This is a genomic window from Mesorhizobium helmanticense (genome assembly GCF_003034915.1).
Taxonomy (GTDB): domain Bacteria; phylum Pseudomonadota; class Alphaproteobacteria; order Rhizobiales; family Rhizobiaceae; genus Mesorhizobium; species Mesorhizobium helmanticense.
Genome location: NZ_PZJX01000003.1, coordinates 58,800 through 73,586, shown reverse-complemented (window position 1 = coordinate 73,586; position 14,787 = coordinate 58,800). Strand labels below are relative to the sequence as shown.

General features: G+C 60.4%; 18 protein-coding genes. 9 read left to right on the top strand and 9 right to left on the bottom strand.

All coding sequences use genetic code 11. The features are described from left to right. The first annotated feature begins 155 nt into the window (after positions 1-155). From C9427_RS01035 to C9427_RS01025, 4 genes are all read left to right on the top strand, one after another. The gene (locus C9427_RS01035) at positions 156-1,424 is read left to right on the top strand and encodes a gluzincin family metallopeptidase (RefSeq protein ID WP_208636322.1); all 1,269 of its coding nucleotides are present in this window, start codon (positions 156-158) and stop codon (positions 1,422-1,424) included. Positions 1,425-1,447: 23 nt separating this feature from the next. Then, entirely contained in the window at positions 1,448-1,630 is a 183-nt protein-coding gene (locus tag C9427_RS33700) for a hypothetical protein (RefSeq protein ID WP_133117297.1), read from the top strand. Between the two features lie 62 nt (positions 1,631-1,692). After that, entirely contained in the window at positions 1,693-2,535 is an 843-nt protein-coding gene (locus tag C9427_RS01030) for a hypothetical protein (protein ID WP_146172481.1), read from the top strand. Positions 2,536-2,800: 265 nt separating this feature from the next. Continuing rightward, complete coding sequence (locus C9427_RS01025; RefSeq protein ID WP_107647379.1) at positions 2,801-4,567, top strand: tetratricopeptide repeat protein; 1,767 nt, start codon at positions 2,801-2,803, stop codon at positions 4,565-4,567. A 125-nt stretch (positions 4,568-4,692) separates the two neighbouring features. Here C9427_RS01025 and C9427_RS01020 read toward each other — a convergent pair whose 3' ends face one another. Beyond that, entirely contained in the window at positions 4,693-4,974 is a 282-nt protein-coding gene (locus C9427_RS01020; RefSeq protein WP_107647378.1) for a helix-turn-helix domain-containing protein, read from the bottom strand. A gap of 307 nt (positions 4,975-5,281) precedes the next feature. Here C9427_RS01020 and C9427_RS01015 point away from each other — a divergent pair, with 307 nt between their 5' ends. From C9427_RS01015 to C9427_RS01005, 3 genes are all read left to right on the top strand, one after another. Next, positions 5,282-5,896, top strand: coding sequence for a hypothetical protein (locus C9427_RS01015; RefSeq protein WP_167434205.1), 615 nt, complete (start codon positions 5,282-5,284; stop codon positions 5,894-5,896). 171 nt (positions 5,897-6,067) lie between these two features. Continuing rightward, positions 6,068-6,259, top strand: a complete 192-nt coding sequence (locus tag C9427_RS33695; RefSeq protein ID WP_146172480.1) for a hypothetical protein — start codon at positions 6,068-6,070, stop codon at positions 6,257-6,259. 309 nt (positions 6,260-6,568) lie between these two features. Beyond that, complete coding sequence (locus tag C9427_RS01005; RefSeq protein ID WP_107647376.1) at positions 6,569-6,844, top strand: hypothetical protein; 276 nt, start codon at positions 6,569-6,571, stop codon at positions 6,842-6,844. Between the two features lie 76 nt (positions 6,845-6,920). Here the strand turns inward: C9427_RS01005 and C9427_RS01000 are convergent, their stop codons facing one another. Together C9427_RS01000 and C9427_RS00995 are read right to left on the bottom strand one after the other, a co-directional pair. Beyond that, the gene (locus tag C9427_RS01000) at positions 6,921-7,223 is read right to left on the bottom strand and encodes a hypothetical protein (RefSeq protein ID WP_107647375.1); all 303 of its coding nucleotides are present in this window, start codon (positions 7,221-7,223) and stop codon (positions 6,921-6,923) included. 80 nt (positions 7,224-7,303) lie between these two features. Beyond that, complete coding sequence (locus C9427_RS00995; RefSeq protein ID WP_107647374.1) at positions 7,304-7,846, bottom strand: MerR family transcriptional regulator; 543 nt, start codon at positions 7,844-7,846, stop codon at positions 7,304-7,306. Between C9427_RS00995 and C9427_RS35200 the strand changes: the two genes are divergently transcribed. Further along, positions 7,845-7,973: a hypothetical protein gene (locus C9427_RS35200; RefSeq protein WP_280954147.1), complete on the top strand. Its 129-nt coding sequence runs from the start codon at positions 7,845-7,847 to the stop codon at positions 7,971-7,973. The genes C9427_RS00995 and C9427_RS35200 overlap by 2 nt on opposite strands. 11 nt (positions 7,974-7,984) lie before the next feature. On the opposite strand, the gene C9427_RS00990 is transcribed toward C9427_RS35200, so the two are convergent. From C9427_RS00990 to C9427_RS00970, 5 genes are all read right to left on the bottom strand, one after another. After that, complete coding sequence (locus C9427_RS00990) at positions 7,985-8,308, bottom strand: integration host factor subunit alpha (RefSeq protein ID WP_097574114.1); 324 nt, start codon at positions 8,306-8,308, stop codon at positions 7,985-7,987. 104 nt (positions 8,309-8,412) lie between these two features. Next, positions 8,413-9,384, bottom strand: a complete 972-nt coding sequence (locus tag C9427_RS00985; RefSeq protein WP_107647373.1) for a beta-ketoacyl-ACP synthase III — start codon at positions 9,382-9,384, stop codon at positions 8,413-8,415. A 9-nt stretch (positions 9,385-9,393) separates the two neighbouring features. After that, on the bottom strand, positions 9,394-10,464 hold the full coding sequence (plsX, locus tag C9427_RS00980) for a phosphate acyltransferase PlsX (RefSeq protein ID WP_107647372.1): 1,071 nt from the start codon (positions 10,462-10,464) through the stop codon (positions 9,394-9,396). Positions 10,465-10,594: 130 nt separating this feature from the next. Beyond that, entirely contained in the window at positions 10,595-11,143 is a 549-nt protein-coding gene (locus C9427_RS00975; RefSeq protein WP_107647371.1) for a YceD family protein, read from the bottom strand. Between the two features lie 11 nt (positions 11,144-11,154). Continuing rightward, entirely contained in the window at positions 11,155-11,697 is a 543-nt protein-coding gene (locus C9427_RS00970) for a ubiquinol-cytochrome C chaperone family protein (protein WP_107647370.1), read from the bottom strand. Positions 11,698-11,812: 115 nt separating this feature from the next. On the opposite strand from C9427_RS00970, the gene C9427_RS00965 reads away from it, so the two are divergent. Beyond that, complete coding sequence (locus tag C9427_RS00965) at positions 11,813-12,334, top strand: outer membrane protein assembly factor BamE (RefSeq protein WP_107647552.1); 522 nt, start codon at positions 11,813-11,815, stop codon at positions 12,332-12,334. Between the two features lie 91 nt (positions 12,335-12,425). Here the strand turns inward: C9427_RS00965 and C9427_RS00960 are convergent, their stop codons facing one another. Further along, a complete protein-coding gene (locus tag C9427_RS00960; protein WP_107647369.1) occupies positions 12,426-14,567 on the bottom strand; it encodes a sodium-translocating pyrophosphatase in 2,142 nt (713 codons plus the stop codon). Between the last annotated feature and the right edge of the window lie 220 nt (positions 14,568-14,787).

The following is a 14,787-nucleotide window of genomic DNA, read 5'->3' as shown; positions in this document are numbered from 1 at the left end:
ACGATATTGCAGTGAATATGACGTACATGTCTCTGTCCATGAGGACAAGCGTGACATTTGAAGGGGTAGGCTCTGTATTCGAGAATGGGACGCGCTTCCGGCTGTTCGCCCAAGCGCCGTTCCTGGAGTCTTTTCGTCATCCGGAAATCGTGATTGTGTCGTCGCCGGCAGGGTCGGTCGGGCCTGGCCCGGGTGACGAGCGCATGTATGTCGTTGATCCCATTGGCAAGGCGCTTGCCTACGGCCTGGCGGAAAATTTGCGCGGCGACGCGCTCTATCTGCTGCCGCCATGGCCCGGCGACGTCTTTCCGCCTGCGTTTCCCGATGCCGATGGACATTTCGACCATATCGCGCCGGAAGATCCAGAGTTCGAGGCCGCGCATCTGTTCGGCTCGGTGCGCTTCACGCTGGACGTCTGGGAGAAATATTTCGGCCATCCCATCGCCTGGCATTTCCAGCGCGACCTCGACCGCCTTGAACTGGTGATACAGCGTAATCTGCACGAAAACGCCTTCATGGGTTACGGCTTTCTGGAGGTCGGCATCCACGAGACGGCGGATGGCCAGGTTGAGCCGTTCAGCCTCAACTTCGACGTTGTCGCCCACGAGGTCGGCCACTGCATAATCTATTCCATCATCGGCGTACCCGATCCCGGGACGGTCGGCGCGGAGTATTACGGCTTTCACGAATCCGCAGCCGACCTGACAGCTCTTGTCGCGGCCCTGCATTTCGATTCCGTCATTGACGAGTTGTTGGAGGCCAGCCACGGCAATCTCTATACGCGCAATCTCGTCAACCGCATCGCCGAGCTATCCGGCAACAGCCAGATCAGGCTCGCCGCCAACCCGCTGTCGATGCTGGATTTCGTGCAAGGCTGGCGCGACGAGCACGCTCTCGCCCAGCCGCTGACCGGCGCGATGTTCGACATTTTCGTCGACCTCTTCCACGAGGAGCTCGTCGCGCGCGGGCTGATTGGCCAAGACCAGGAAGACCTGTCGGACAGGTTGGAGGACAGCCCTGACTATTTTCGCGTCATCCAACCGATGTTCGACGAAGCTTACGCCGCGTCGCCGCGGGAGTTTCGCGAGGCACTGGTCGCCTCGCGCGACGAGCTCGGCATGCTTCTCGCCGAAACCTGGCGCCGGCTTTCGCCGGACGATCTGAGCTACGCCGAGGTCGGGAACACGCTGCGCGCCGTTGACAAACTGATGACAGGCGGACGCTGGCGCACAATCATCGACGTCAACCTCAAACGCCGGGCGATCGGCTTTGTAAGTGCAGGGCCCAAGATCAAGCCGTTTGGGCCGAAAAGCCACTTCGGTTTGCCGAGGGTATTCGTGCCGGCACGTCAGGACGCGTGTTGTGCAAGGCATCGGCGTATTGCGAGACATAGGGGAGCGCGAAACAGGGCCGGCGCTCTTTGAGAGAGATAGAGGAGGAATGTCTGATGCAATACGTCGTAACAGAAATCATGGACAGCGTTGAGCTGCTGCAGGCGCACGTTGATAAAATATCTGAAAACAAAGGCAAGGTAATAAGTGTAATATGGCGTGACAGTGACCGTGTATACGTCGTGACTCATGGGTTTGAAATTGCAACGGCATCAAAAAAAGGCCAAAAAGGTGATTAATGGTGATAAATATATTGTAACATATCGTAATTACACTCATCAGAAACCAGAGGATTATGTCGATGGTAGAAAGCCTTCTTAGCGTGTCGGGTATAAACCTATTTGGCCATTTTGTAATTGATCTGCAGGTGGTGAACCCACTTCTGAATCCTATTGTGGCGCAGGTAGCATCAGCAGAAAATATACCAGCATTGATAGATAATAAGGACGTAAACGGCGTACCTGTGGTGGCTGGAGATAGAATCGTTGTTTGGAAACAACGGGTGTTGGAACAGATCGAGGTGTATACCGTAAATGCTGCGGGCGTTCCGTGGACCAAAGGTGATACGGCTGCCGGTGCAGTAATACAGGTGACCGGCGGGGACAGCTTCGTCGGATATTTTATGAAGCTTGAGAACGGGTTCGAATTCATCGGGCGCCGCCAAGGCGCTGGAAACCGAACAGGGCAGAACAGATTGCTAGAAAACCAGCTGGAAAACGGCAGGTTTGCAAGGATATACGGCTTCAGCTTTGAAGGAAGCTACTATGATCTTCCAAGGCCCGTAATATTCCTTGTGCATGGAGATGGGGAGCTTGTCGCCGAGGACCTCGGCAAGTTCAGCCCTGCTCGTTCGCCCAGTCCGACCGGACTTACAGGCCTCGCGGCAGCGGACTTCGACTTCGCCGATGGTCTGCGCGTCTGGTCCTATGACAAGGCCGACTACACAGTGCGCATGGATGTGGAGACAGGCATGTTCGAGGATGTGCTGCTTGCGGCGATATTCGGCGGTGGACCGGGCGGCATGGATGCTGCCGGCATGAGCGCGCGCGGGATGAGTGCAAAGGGGATGAGCGCGCGCGGCATGAGTGCAAGGGGAATGAGCGCACGCGGCATGAGCGCGCGCGGCGGCGGCAACAGCGACTGACCCCAAAAGGAGTACATCCCTGAGGCGGGTTGACGTTTGCCCGCCAAGCCGAGGATTGGCGTCGCTTTGTGACGATGCCGTGCCGAGCCGCTTGTAAAGAACGACCGCACGCATTGCTCCATGAGCGAACTATAATTTTTTCGATCTCGGCAATTATTCCCTTTCGATCGTAATGTGCCTTTCTTTCCCGGCTGCAGTCGGCTGTCCTCGTGTGCTATACGCTGGACTGCTTGGCGATTTGCCGCCAACGCGGGCGAGAGGGCTTATGGCCATCAGGCTACACGAGATGCTTAATCGAAAGCTGTCGGCGATCGTCTACGCGGACGTGCACGGCTATAGTCGCCTGATGGATCAGGATGAGGCAGGGACGGTTGTCCGCCTGACCCGATCGCTTAATCTCATACGCGGCCTGGTCAGCGATTATGGCGGTTCAGTTATCGATACGGCTGGCGACGGCCTGGTGGCTCTGTTCCCCAGCGCAGCCCAGGCGTTGCATTTCGCGGTCGAGATGCAGCGGGAACTGTCCAACGAGGTGGTGTGGTCAGGCGCCCAAGAGCCCATTACCTATCGGATCGGCATTGCCATTGGCGAGACGATTGCCAGCGACGGTGCGATCTACGGCCACGGCATCAATTTGGCCGCTCGGATCCAATCGCTGGCGGCGCCACGCGGCATATGCATCGCTGAATCCGTTCGCCAACTTGTTCGCAGTGAGCCGGAGTGTTCGTTCCGGTCGCTGGGCAAGCAAAAGCTGAAAAACATTGCTGACGAGCTTGAGGTCTTCGCAGTCGATTTCGAATTGTCTCATGAAGTGCCCAGAACGTCGCCGCTGCTCTTCGCTGCTGCGCCCGAGCGTTCCGCGCCGGAGAGCTCGGTGGCAGTCCTGCCGCTCGAGAACGTTTCGGGCGATCCGGCGGACTTTCATTTGTGCCAAGGCGTCGCGGCGGACCTCATTTCCAATCTGTGCCGGTTCCGCAACCTGATGGTGATCGCGCGGCACTCGGCAATAGCCGTTATGGGACAGACGCGATCTCCGCGCGAGATCGCCAATCAACTCGGCGTTCGCTACCTCCTGTCAGGAAGCCTTCGCCGTGCAGGCACCCGTCTCCGGATTGCCGTGGACCTGATTGAGGCGCAGACCGAGCATACGATCTGGTCGGAACGTTACGACGGCAGCATCGAGGACATCTTCGCTTTCCAGGACGACGTTACCGCGATGACCGCGTCGCGGCTTGCCGTCCATATCGATATGGCTGAGAAGCGACGGCTGATATCGCAAAATCATCCCAATATCCATGCCTATGGCATGATCTTGCGTGGGCAAGATCTCAGCTTCCGCTTCCGCCCGGAGAGCAATTGGCATGCCAGGCGGCTTTATGAGCAGGCGCGGGATCTTGATCCTCGCTATGCGCGCAGCTACGCAGCCCTGTCGCGGACGTTCAACGTCGAATGGCGCTACGCGTGGACCAAAGATCCGGAAGGCGCACTGAACGAGGCGTTAAACCTGGCGAGTCTGGCCGTCCAGCATGACGATCTCGATGCACGCGGTTATTCGGAGATGGGCTTGGCCCACCTCTATAAGAAAGAACACGATCCAGCGATCGCAGCCTACGAACGTGCTCTGCAGCTCAATCCCAATGACGCCGACCTGCTGGCCGAGATGGGCGACTGCCTTGTCTATGTTCGTCAAGCGGAGCGGTCCGTAAAGCTGCTAGAGCGGGCGATGCGGCTCAACCCTTACTACCCGGATTCCTATCTCTGGTATCTCGGTGATGCCTATTTCCAGCTCGGCGAATATGAAAAAACGATAGAGACGTTGCAAAAGATGCAGGATGGTTCCGAAGGCCATCGGCTTATGGCAGCGAGCCATGCCCATCTCGGGAACGCTCGAGACGCGGAGAAGCATGCCCATGAGCTATTGAAGGTGCACCCGAACTTCACTACCGCGCAGTGGCGCAAAGTTCCCCCGCACAAACACCCCGAGGATACTGAGTTACTTATCGATGGCCTGCGTAAAGCAGGGTTAAGGTAGCACAGGGTCTGTCGCGCCAATGTCCAGCGCTGGATTTGGTCCAGCGCTGGATTTGAAGTCCCGTAAAGAACTTCAAAACCAAAAGCGCTGCAGGTAGGTTTTAAGCGACCCCGGCGTCGCCATTATCAGACGGATCGACTTTCCGTAGGTTGCGCCTGCACGGGCGGATTGATCAGCGCACCTTCCGGCAGCCGAAGCGCCGTGGCGATGCGCCGAAGCTTCGACGGATCGGCATCCCTGCCGCTCTCGATGTCCGCGATCTCATTGACGGACAGGCCGCATGTCAGGGACAGCTCTTCCAGGCTGTATCCCCTGGTTTCCCGGATGGCTCTGAGGGCGCTGTGATCGGGCGCAATCTCGGTCGCCGCCAGTTCGGAGAAGGTATCGCGTTTTGCTATATTGGACATTGGCAACTCCGTGGGCTGAAAGAGTTTTAGTCAAATCATGTTGTTGCCTGAGACGGGCGGGAGAATGCCCTCTTGTCGACAGTTTGCCAAGCACCAAAGAAACCGTCACGGCATCGTGATGCCAGCCCGAAAACTGGTCGGCGCCAATCTCACGACGCCGATGTGGAATGCCATGGCGATCAAGTTGTTTTGAAGGGTCGAGCGCCGAATTGTTCAACGGTTTTGGGCCGCTCGTTCGTTAGGCAGTTGTCGCTGGCTTGCCAACGATTTGGCCATTTCCGGCCAGCCTTTCGAAAGGATCGGATCCATGGACTTCAAGACAATTGTTGTGGTGCTCGGCGCGATTTCCGGCTTTGCAGGGAGCAACATCGCCGCCGCTCAGGCGGCGGATAGCGTGCGGGTGCGCGGCACGGTGGCCAGTTTCGAACCGTCACTGCTCACCGTGAAGACACGGGAAGGCAGCACCGACGCCATCAAGCTGCCCGCGAACTGGACGATATCCGGTGTCGCCAAGGCGTCAGCCGAAGATATCAAGCAGGGCGACTTCGTCGGCATCGCTTCGGTTGCGAAGGCGGATGGCGGCAGCGGAGCGCTCGAAGTGGTGATCTTCCCAGCAGCCCTCAAGGGGACCGGCGAAGGCGATCGGCCATGGGACCTTCAGCCCAATAGCCGGATGACCAACGGCACCATCGCCAACGTGACGGAAATCAATGGCCGGACGGTGACCCTGACCTATGACAATGGCCAGAAGAAAGAAATCGCCATACCGCAATCGACGCCAATCGTGACCATCGCCACGGCGACACCTGCGGATCTCAAGCCCGGCGTGACCGTCTTCGTCACCGCCGAGCGCGGCAGCGACGGCACGCTGGTCGCCAGCCGGGTCGTGGTCGGAAACAACGGTGTCGTCCCGCCGATGTGAGCGGTTATTTCCATACAGGTGAAGGGACCTTCAGACACAATCCAGAAACAAGATTCTACAGTCCGGAAAAACTGCCGAAAAATTCCGGGGCGATAGTCAGGCCGCGGCGCTCAGTCACCGACTTCAATCAGTGACGTTGAAACGCGGTCCGCGCAAAAAGGAAACGTTGTCATGAAGAAGTCCCTTCTGTCCGCTCTCGGACTCGCAGTCGCACTTGCCGTCTCGATGCCGATCATCGGCGCCAGCAGCGCCGATGCGGCGCCGATGCATGCAAAGCATCACCGCCATCATCATCATCACCGCCATCATATTCGCCACCACCGTCACCATCACCACAAGAAGATGGTGGAGAAGAAGGCTTAAGCAGCCGACTTTCCCAAAGGGAAAGGCCGGCCTTGGGTTTTCGACAAACGCCGGTCTTCCCCAAGGGTTTTGCCGTATCAAACACGGCTGATGGACCCTGTGTCGGGAGTAGCCATCCTATCGCGCCGACTGGTGGAATCTTGATCCCACACCGAGAAACCGCCTCGATATCGACCGCGCCTTTTTTTTGAACCGACGCGTGAACCTTTCCTCTCTGGGCCGCACTAAATCGGCATGGACGCCAAGAAGGCGATCCCAACCCAGAGGACGCCAGACGGCGATCCTCGATGCAGAGAAGGAAATGCTCAAATGACCAACATCTCGAACTTCAAGCGCCTCTCGTTCGTCGCGGCCATCGTCGTCTCGGTCTTCGGCTCGGTTTCCGTGCCGAACTCGGCCTTCGCCGGCACGCACCCCACCGGCGACGGCGGCGCGGTGTGCAAGGGGTCGGGCTCCTGTCTGGTGCTGCAGTTGGACTGCAAGGGCACCTATACCGACGCCACCGACAAGAACGGCACCGTCTACGGCAAGTGCAGCCAGCTCATGAAGGTCGATCCGAAGAGCCGGATCAAGCTCGCTCGCTGATCGACTGTCACCGACGGAAATAGCGACCGTCCGGCATGGGCGGTCGCCATTTTCTTTTGCGCTCGACCCGATCGAGCTAGCGGCGGCTGAGCAGCAGGCTGGCAACCAGCCCGACCACAACCAAGCCGACGGCGGCTGCCGTTGCCGGATGATCGCGCGCTGTCCTCTCGATCGCCCTGCCTTGCTTCCTGATCGCGGGCAGAGCGTCGCCGAGATAGCCGGCAAGGTGCGAATAGTAGTCCGACGCGGCGTCGCGCCCGTCCTCGTAATAAGCGCCGCCCCGTCTGGACACCGCTTTCCTCAGCGCCGCCAGTTCCCTGGAGAGCGCTGTGACCTGCTTTTCAAGGTCGATGTCGGAGATATTCGAAAGCGAAGCCATGGCAGGGTTCCTTCATTTGCAGAAGGACTCGTAACGCATGACCTCCAAGACCGTTCCGGTTGGGAGACTGTCGCCGGCCCTTAGCGCACCTGATCGAGCAGGCGCTTGCATTCCAGAAGGTCGAACAGTGCTTCCTGCAACAAGGCGCGGTTGTCGCGCGAGAGCTTCGACGTGTCGGGCTGGACCGGGCCTTCCTCGTCGCTCTTGCCCAGGCCGAAAAAGCGGCGGCTCGGTTTCACCTTGGGTTGGCCGACAAGCATCTCGTCGTCCGCGCCGCGCGGCTGGGCGCCTGGCGTCAGCGGCACCGCATCGGCCTGCCGGCGCTGCGAGATCGCCTCGACGGCCGCCATGTCGCCATTGCCGATGGCGACCAGGAAATGGTTGCCGTTCTCGCGCAGCAATTTCTGCACGCCCTTGATGGTGTACCCCTGGTCGTAGAGCATATGGCGGATGCCCTTGATCAGTTCGACATCCTGCGGCCGGTAATAGCGGCGGCCGCCACCACGCTTCATCGGCTTGATCTGGTTGAAACGAGTTTCCCAGAAACGCAGCACATGCTGCGGCAGATCGAGATCTTCGGCGACCTCGCTGATGGTGCGGAAAGCATCGGGGCTCTTGTCCATGGGCGAAATCCTCACGCTGGACGACGATCCGGGCAGTTTCACCGAATCATGCCTTATTTCAGCGGTTTATGAAACAACATTCAAGCCCGGCGTCAAAGAGAGCGACCGTTTTCAACTGAAGCCTTGAAGCACAGAGCGCTACTTGCCGCCCTTGGCCCTGCTGTTCTGGTGGGAGCGCAGGATGCGGCTCTTCAGCACGTTGGACGACTTGAAGGTCATCACACGGCGCGGCAGGATCGGCACTTCTTCGCCGGTCTTGGGATTGCGCCCGATGCGCTCGTTCTTGGAGCGGACATGGAATGTCGCGAAAGACGACAGTTTCACCGTCTCGCCGCGAACGATCGCGTCGCAAATTTCGTCCAGAACCGCTTCGACGAGTTCCGCAGATTCGGTACGCGACAAGCCGACCTTGCGGTAAACGGCTTCGGCAAGGTCGGCGCGCGTAAGTGTCTTTCCCCCCATGCGAACCGTCCCATCAGCTCAAAAACATAAATCGATACAAGCAAAGGCAGAGCCTAAGTAATTGATCCGTCAAGGTCAAGGACCCAAACCTGTCTGTTCGGAACTTACCAGCGGAGCAAAACCGCTCCCCAGGTGAAGCCCCCGCCCATCGCCTCGAGCAGCACCAGATCACCCTTCTTGATGCGGCCATCGGCAACGGCCACCGAGAGCGCCAGCGGCACGGATGCCGCTGAGGTGTTACCGTGCAAATCGACCGTAACCACCACCTTTTGCTCCTCTATCCCGAGCTTTTTGGCGGAAGCGTCAATAATACGTTTATTGGCCTGATGCGGCACGAACCAATCGAGATCGTCAGCGGTGATCCCGGTCGCCGAGAACGTCGCTTCGATGACATCGGTGATCATGCCAACGGCATGCTTGAAAACTTCGCGGCCTTCCATCCTTAGATGGCCAACGGTTCCGGTGGTCGACGGTCCGCCGTCGACGTAGAGCTTGTCCTTGTGGGTCCCGTCGGAGCGCAAGCTCGCCGCCAGCACGCCGCGATCGGCGATACTGCCCGCGCCCTCTCCTGCTTCCAGAACCATGGCGCCGGCACCGTCGCCGAACAGGACGCAGGTCGAGCGGTCGCTCCAGTCGAGGATGCGCGAGAAGGTTTCCGAGCCGATCACCAGGACCCGCTTGGCCAGGCCACCGCGAATATAAAGATCGGCGGTCGTCACCGCATAGACGAAGCCCGAGCACACCGCCTGCAGGTCGAAGGCGAAGCCATGGTGCATGCCGAGCCGGTTCTGGATCTCGACGGCGGTGGCCGGAAAGGTGTTGTTGGGCGTCGAGGTCGCCAGCACGATCAGGTCGATGTCAGCTGGCGTCAGGCCTGCATCGTCGAGGGCCGCGCGCGCCGCCGCCTCGCCCAGCGAAGCCGTGGTCTCGTCATCGGCCGCGATATGGCGCTGACGGATGCCCGTGCGCTGGGCGATCCATTCGTCCGACGTCTCGACCATGCCTTCGAAATCGGCATTCTTCATGATGCGGCGGGGCAGCGCGGCGCCCATGCCGCGCACGACTGATCTGATCAATGCTTTTTCCTATTCCTTTGCGTCGGCAACGACGTCGGATTTCCTGTTGGTCTGGGCATGCGGATTGCGCGCATGGAACAGGTCGAGGTCGGCCTCGATACGGTCGAGCAGATTGTTGCGCACCATGTCGTAGCCGAGCTCGATCGCCGCCGCGAAGCCATCCGAATCAGCCCCGCCATGACTTTTCACCACAATGCCGTTCAGCCCCAGAAAGACGCCGCCATTGGAGCGGCCAACATCCATCTTTTCGCGCAGGCGATCGAAGGCGCCCTTGGCAAAGATATAGCCGATCCTGGCCATCAGCGTCCGGTTCATCGCGGCGCGCAGGTAGCCGGCGATCTGTCTTACCGTGCCCTCCGCCGTCTTCAGCGCGATGTTGCCGGCGAAGCCTTCGGTGACGACCACGTCGACTGCGCCTTTGCCGATGTCGTCGCCTTCGACGAAACCGTGGTAGTTCATCGAGGTCATGTTGGCCTCGCGCAACATGCGGCCCGCCTCCTTGACTTCTTCCTGGCCCTTGATCTCCTCGACACCGACATTGAGAAGGCCGACGCTCGGCCGTTCGATGCCGAAAACAGAGCGCGCCATGCCGGTGCCCAGAATCGCAAAGTCAATCAGTTGATGGGCATCAGCGCCAATGGTGGCGCCAACGTCCAGCACCACGCTCTCACCGCGCAATGTCGGCCAAAGTGCCGCGATCGCCGGGCGGTCTATCGTCGCCATGGTGCGCAGACAGAATTTCGACATCGCCATCAGGGCGCCGGTGTTGCCGGCGGAGATGCAGGCGTCGGCCGTGCCTGACTTGACCGCCTCGACCGCTTTCCACATCGACGACTTCCAGCGGCCATGGCGCAGCGCCTGGCTCGGCTTGTCGTCCATCCTGACCGATATCTCGCAGTGGACGAACTCGCTCACCTGCGCCAGCTTGGGGAATTTGGCAAGCTCGGGGCGCACCGCCTCCTCACGACCATAGATGACGAAGCGAATGTCCGGGCGCCGGGTCGCGACCGTCATGAGCGCCGGGATGACCACGCTTGGTCCGTGATCGCCGCCCATGGCATCGATGGAAATCCTGATCACGCGGTATTCATCTCACGTTTTGCTTGAGCGAGCGCCTGGCGCTTGCGACGGTTCGGGGCTCGCGAAGGTTCGGCGAAAATAGCTGTTTTGGGCTGCCGCACAACCGACTTTTCCAATATCAGGTCCGCTTTCAGGATTTTCCAAGCAGCGAGCGCAACTTCTGCTGGAATTCACTTTCCTCTGGCTCGGTCTCGTCCGAGGCCGCAAGCGAGGTTCCTGGCTTGCGTGGGTAAGGATCGATCGCCAGTCCGAAGAACTGTTCGGCAAGCTCGCCGACATCGATCGTGTCGCCGGAAAAAGTTTCGGGACTGTCCGGCCCTTCGGCGTCGAGCAGGATCTCGCCGCCCCCCTCGAAACCCTGCCGCCCGAGCTTGGACTCTTGCGGCAGAAACAGCGCCTCGACCGCCTCGTCGATATGGGCCTCGACCGGCTCGAGGGTGACGATGCAGGCTTGCGTGATGTCGGCCTCGACGCGGCCGCTGACCTTGACGCCGTTGCGCTTCCACGGCGTCACCAGAAGGTCGGCGCGGTAGTTCTCGACCGAAAGCAGATCATGTTCGCCAGCAAGTGCCGCGCGCTGCCCGGCATCGGCATCGATCACCACCGGCAGGCCCTTTTGCGGCAGGCGGGCGACGTTCGCCACAAAGGATACGGGGCTATGGGTGTCGGCATGTTTCATCTTCCTCTCCTTCAGCCTGCTTTGGCCACAGGAAAAGTCACCGTGCCGGATACGATCGATTCGGCCGGCTGTTGCGCGAGATGCCTGTCGGCCTCGACCACATAGCTGGCCAGTTGCGCGGCTTGCGGCCAGGCGCCGGCATCCGGCCTGATATTGCGGGCAAGGGCGGCGGCAAGCGCGTCATGGTCGTTTCGTTCCAGGGCGTCGTCATAGGCGGCGGTGCGGCCGTAGAACATCTTTGCCAGTTTCTTCATGCGTTTGGGCACGCCGACGTCGCCTATGCCCAGTTCCCGCAGCGAATGCTCGACATCCAGGAAGAACTCGTCGATCAGCACCTGCGCAACCTCTCCGGCAGCACCGCTCTCGCCGCGCAGCCGGTGCTGCAGCAGGAACATGTGCAGAGACAGCATCTCGAAACGGCCGAGCGGCGTGTCCGGTACATTCCAGTCGGAATAAAACACGGTTTGCCGCGCGGATGCCACGATTTGTGCGTAAAGCGCCTCGGTGATAGCGCGGTTGGCGTGACGTTCGCGACCAAAAAGGCGCTGGAACATTAGAGGGTGGTCTCCTGGGGACCGTTTGTTGAATTGGCCTTGTTGCATCGGCAAGCAAGCTGGTTTACCGGTTTTGCGGCCCAGCGCAAGTTGCGGCAGTTTGAAGGAGTTGTTGTTGCGCGCGCTGAAATTCAAGTCGATTTTTCTGCCCAGGCCCGCTGGCATGATTTCATTGCTGGTGGTCGCTTCTGCGCTTTCCGCCTGCAATTCGTCCAAGATGGTCGGCGATCTCAATCCGAGCGAGACGCTGACGCAGGGTTATGTGATCGACCAGCAGGCGATCGACTCGGTGCCGGTCGGCTCCAGCCGCGAACAGGTTCTGCTGGCGCTCGGCACGCCGTCGACGACAGCTACGTTCGACAATGAAGCCTTCTATTACATTTCGCAGACACGCAAGCGTTACGTCGCCTTCGACAAGCCGCGTCTGGTCGACCAGAAAGTGCTGGCGGTGTATTTCGGCGATGACGGGCGCGTCACCCAGATCGCCAATTACGGCATGAAGGACGGCAAGGTGTTCGACTTCATCTCGCGCACCACGCCGACTGGCGGCAAGGACCAGAACTTCCTCAGCCAGATCATCAACGGCGCCAGCAAGCTGGCACCCGGCATCCCCGGCGGCGGATCGTCCGGCATGTGACCCCTGCCCGGCGGTTCGCCGCTTGGCCTCAGAAATCAGGCAACAAAAAACCCGCCGGATCGCTCCGGCGGGTTTTTATTTGATTGATAGCTCAGCCGTGCGCGAGCACGGCCAGCAGCAGAAGGGCGACGATGTTGGTGATCTTGATCGCCGGGTTGACCGCCGGGCCGGCGGTGTCCTTGTAGGGATCGCCGACCGTATCGCCGGTCACCGAGGCTTTGTGCGCCTCGGAACCCTTGAGGTGCTTGACGCCGTTCTTGTCGGTGAAGCCGTCCTCGAACGACTTCTTGGCGTTGTCCCAGGCGCCGCCGCCCGAGGTCATCGAGATGGCGACGAACAGGCCGTTGACGATGACGCCAAGCAACGAGGCGCCGAGCGCGGCAAAGGCGGAGGCCTTCGAGCCCGAGATCAGCAGCACGCCAAAATAGACGACGAGCGGCGCCAGCACCGGCAGCAGCGACGGGATAATCATCTCCCGGATCGCCGCCTTGGTCAGTAGGTCGACGGCGCGGGCGTAATTCGGCTTCGACGTGCCGGCCATGATGCCGGGATCCTCGCGGAACTGCTTGCGCACTTCCTCGACGATGGCGCCCGCGGCACGGCCGACGGCCGTCATGGCGATGCCGCCGAACAGGTACGGGATGAGGCCACCGAAGATCAGGCCGGCGACGACGTAAGGATTGGAAAGATCGAAGGAGATCTCGCCCATGCCCTGGAAGTAGGGATATTTGTCGCCATTGGCGGCAAAGAACTTCAAGTCGTTCGAGTAGGCGGCAAACAGCACCAGCGCGCCGAGGCCGGCCGAGCCGATGGCGTAGCCCTTGGTCACCGCCTTGGTGGTGTTGCCGACGGCGTCGAGCGCGTCGGTGGAGTGGCGCACTTCCTTGGGCAGGCCGGCCATCTCGGCGATGCCGCCGGCATTGTCGGTGACCGGGCCGAAGGCATCGAGCGCGACGATCATGCCGGCAAGGCCGAGCATCGTGGTGACCGCGATCGCCGTCCCGTAAAGGCCGGCAAGCTGATAGGTCGAGATGATGCCGCCGACGATGACGATCGCCGGAAGCGCTGTCGATTCCAGCGACACCGCCAAGCCCTGGATGACATTGGTGCCGTGACCGGTCACCGAGGCCTGGGCGATGGAATTCACCGGACGCTTGTTGGTGCCGGTGTAGTATTCGGTGATCACCACGATGAGGCCGGTCACCAACAAGCCGACCAGACCGCAGATGAACAGGTTCTTGCCAGTGATGGCCATGCCGGCAACGGTGCCGATCTCGCCCCAGCCGAGGCACACCGAGGTGGCGACGCCAAGGCCGACGATGGACAGCAGGCCGGTGACGATCAGGCCCTTGTAGAGCGCGCCCATGATCGAGCCGTTGGAGCCGAGCTTGACGAAGAAAGTGCCGACGATCGAGGTCAGGATGCAGGCGCCGCAGATGGCCAGCGGATAGAGCATCGTGGCGCCGAGAACGGCGGTGCCGCCGAAGAAGATGGCGGCGAGCACCATGGTGGCGACCACGGTCACGGCATAGGTCTCGAACAGGTCAGCGGCCATGCCGGCGCAGTCGCCGACATTGTCGCCGACATTGTCGGCGATGGTGGCTGGGTTGCGCGGATCGTCTTCGGGAATGCCGGCTTCGACCTTGCCGACGAGATCGCCACCAACGTCGGCGCCCTTGGTGAAGATGCCGCCGCCAAGACGAGCGAATATTGAAATCAGCGAGGCGCCGAAGCCGAGCGAAACCAGCGAATCGATGACGATACGGTCGTTGGGCTGAAGGCCCATGAAGTGGGTCAGGATCAGGTAATAGATCGAAACACCGAGCAGGGCCAGACCGGCGACCAGCATGCCGGTGATGGCGCCCGACTTGAACGCGATCTCGAGGCCGGCGGCGAGGCTGTTGGAAGCGGCTTGCGCGGTGCGCACATTGGCGCGCACCGAAACATGCATGCCGATGAAGCCGGCCGCACCCGACAGAACCGCGCCGATCAGGAAGCCGATGGCGGCGGTGGCGGAAAGCAGCCACCAGGCGAGCAGCAGGACGACAACGCCGACGATGGCGATGGTGGTGTACTGGCGCGCCAGATAGGCCTGCGCGCCTTCGCGGATGGCCGCGGAGATTTCCTGCATGCGTGCATTGCCTTGATCGGCCGCAAGGACCGAACGTGTCGCCCAGATGGCGTAAAGGACTGAAAGCAGGCCGCAGGCGATGACGGCGGAAATAATGGTCATTGCCTAATTTTCCTCGATTGATGGCCCAAAAGAACCCCTCCCTGGGCCGTTGAGACGGGAAGCGGATTCCGTGCGCGGAATCCGCTTCCTTCGCATCGGCTTATGCGAAACAGGGCCGCGAACGTCAAGATATTGTTCGGTTTTTGCCCGGCTTTCGCCCAAATGCCGTAGGCGACGGCATGCCCATTGGCTACGCCGCCTGATTATATCGATTGAATCG

Bases quoted from the DNA above. Each gene is read 5' to 3' on its own strand.
- C9427_RS33695 (WP_146172480.1), top strand. From the start codon at position 6,068: ATGAAGAAGTCCCTTCTGTCCGCTCTCGGACTCGCAGTCGCACTTGCC.
- C9427_RS00960 (WP_107647369.1), bottom strand. From the start codon at position 14,567: ATGACCATTATTTCCGCCGTCATCGCCTGCGGCCTGCTTTCAGTCCTT.
- C9427_RS01025 (WP_107647379.1), top strand. From the start codon at position 2,801: ATGGCCATCAGGCTACACGAGATGCTTAATCGAAAGCTGTCGGCGATC.
- C9427_RS00995 (WP_107647374.1), bottom strand. From the start codon at position 7,846: ATGGACAAGAGCCCCGATGCTTTCCGCACCATCAGCGAGGTCGCCGAA.
- C9427_RS01015 (WP_167434205.1), top strand. From the start codon at position 5,282: ATGGACTTCAAGACAATTGTTGTGGTGCTCGGCGCGATTTCCGGCTTT.
- C9427_RS01000 (WP_107647375.1), bottom strand. From the start codon at position 7,223: ATGGCTTCGCTTTCGAATATCTCCGACATCGACCTTGAAAAGCAGGTC.
- C9427_RS01005 (WP_107647376.1), top strand. From the start codon at position 6,569: ATGACCAACATCTCGAACTTCAAGCGCCTCTCGTTCGTCGCGGCCATC.
- C9427_RS33700 (WP_133117297.1), top strand. From the start codon at position 1,448: ATGCAATACGTCGTAACAGAAATCATGGACAGCGTTGAGCTGCTGCAG.
- C9427_RS00990 (WP_097574114.1), bottom strand. From the start codon at position 8,308: ATGGGGGGAAAGACACTTACGCGCGCCGACCTTGCCGAAGCCGTTTAC.
- C9427_RS01030 (WP_146172481.1), top strand. From the start codon at position 1,693: ATGGTAGAAAGCCTTCTTAGCGTGTCGGGTATAAACCTATTTGGCCAT.
- C9427_RS00970 (WP_107647370.1), bottom strand. From the start codon at position 11,697: ATGTTCCAGCGCCTTTTTGGTCGCGAACGTCACGCCAACCGCGCTATC.
- C9427_RS35200 (WP_280954147.1), top strand. From the start codon at position 7,845: ATGGGCGAAATCCTCACGCTGGACGACGATCCGGGCAGTTTCACCGAA.
- C9427_RS00975 (WP_107647371.1), bottom strand. From the start codon at position 11,143: ATGAAACATGCCGACACCCATAGCCCCGTATCCTTTGTGGCGAACGTC.
- C9427_RS01020 (WP_107647378.1), bottom strand. From the start codon at position 4,974: ATGTCCAATATAGCAAAACGCGATACCTTCTCCGAACTGGCGGCGACC.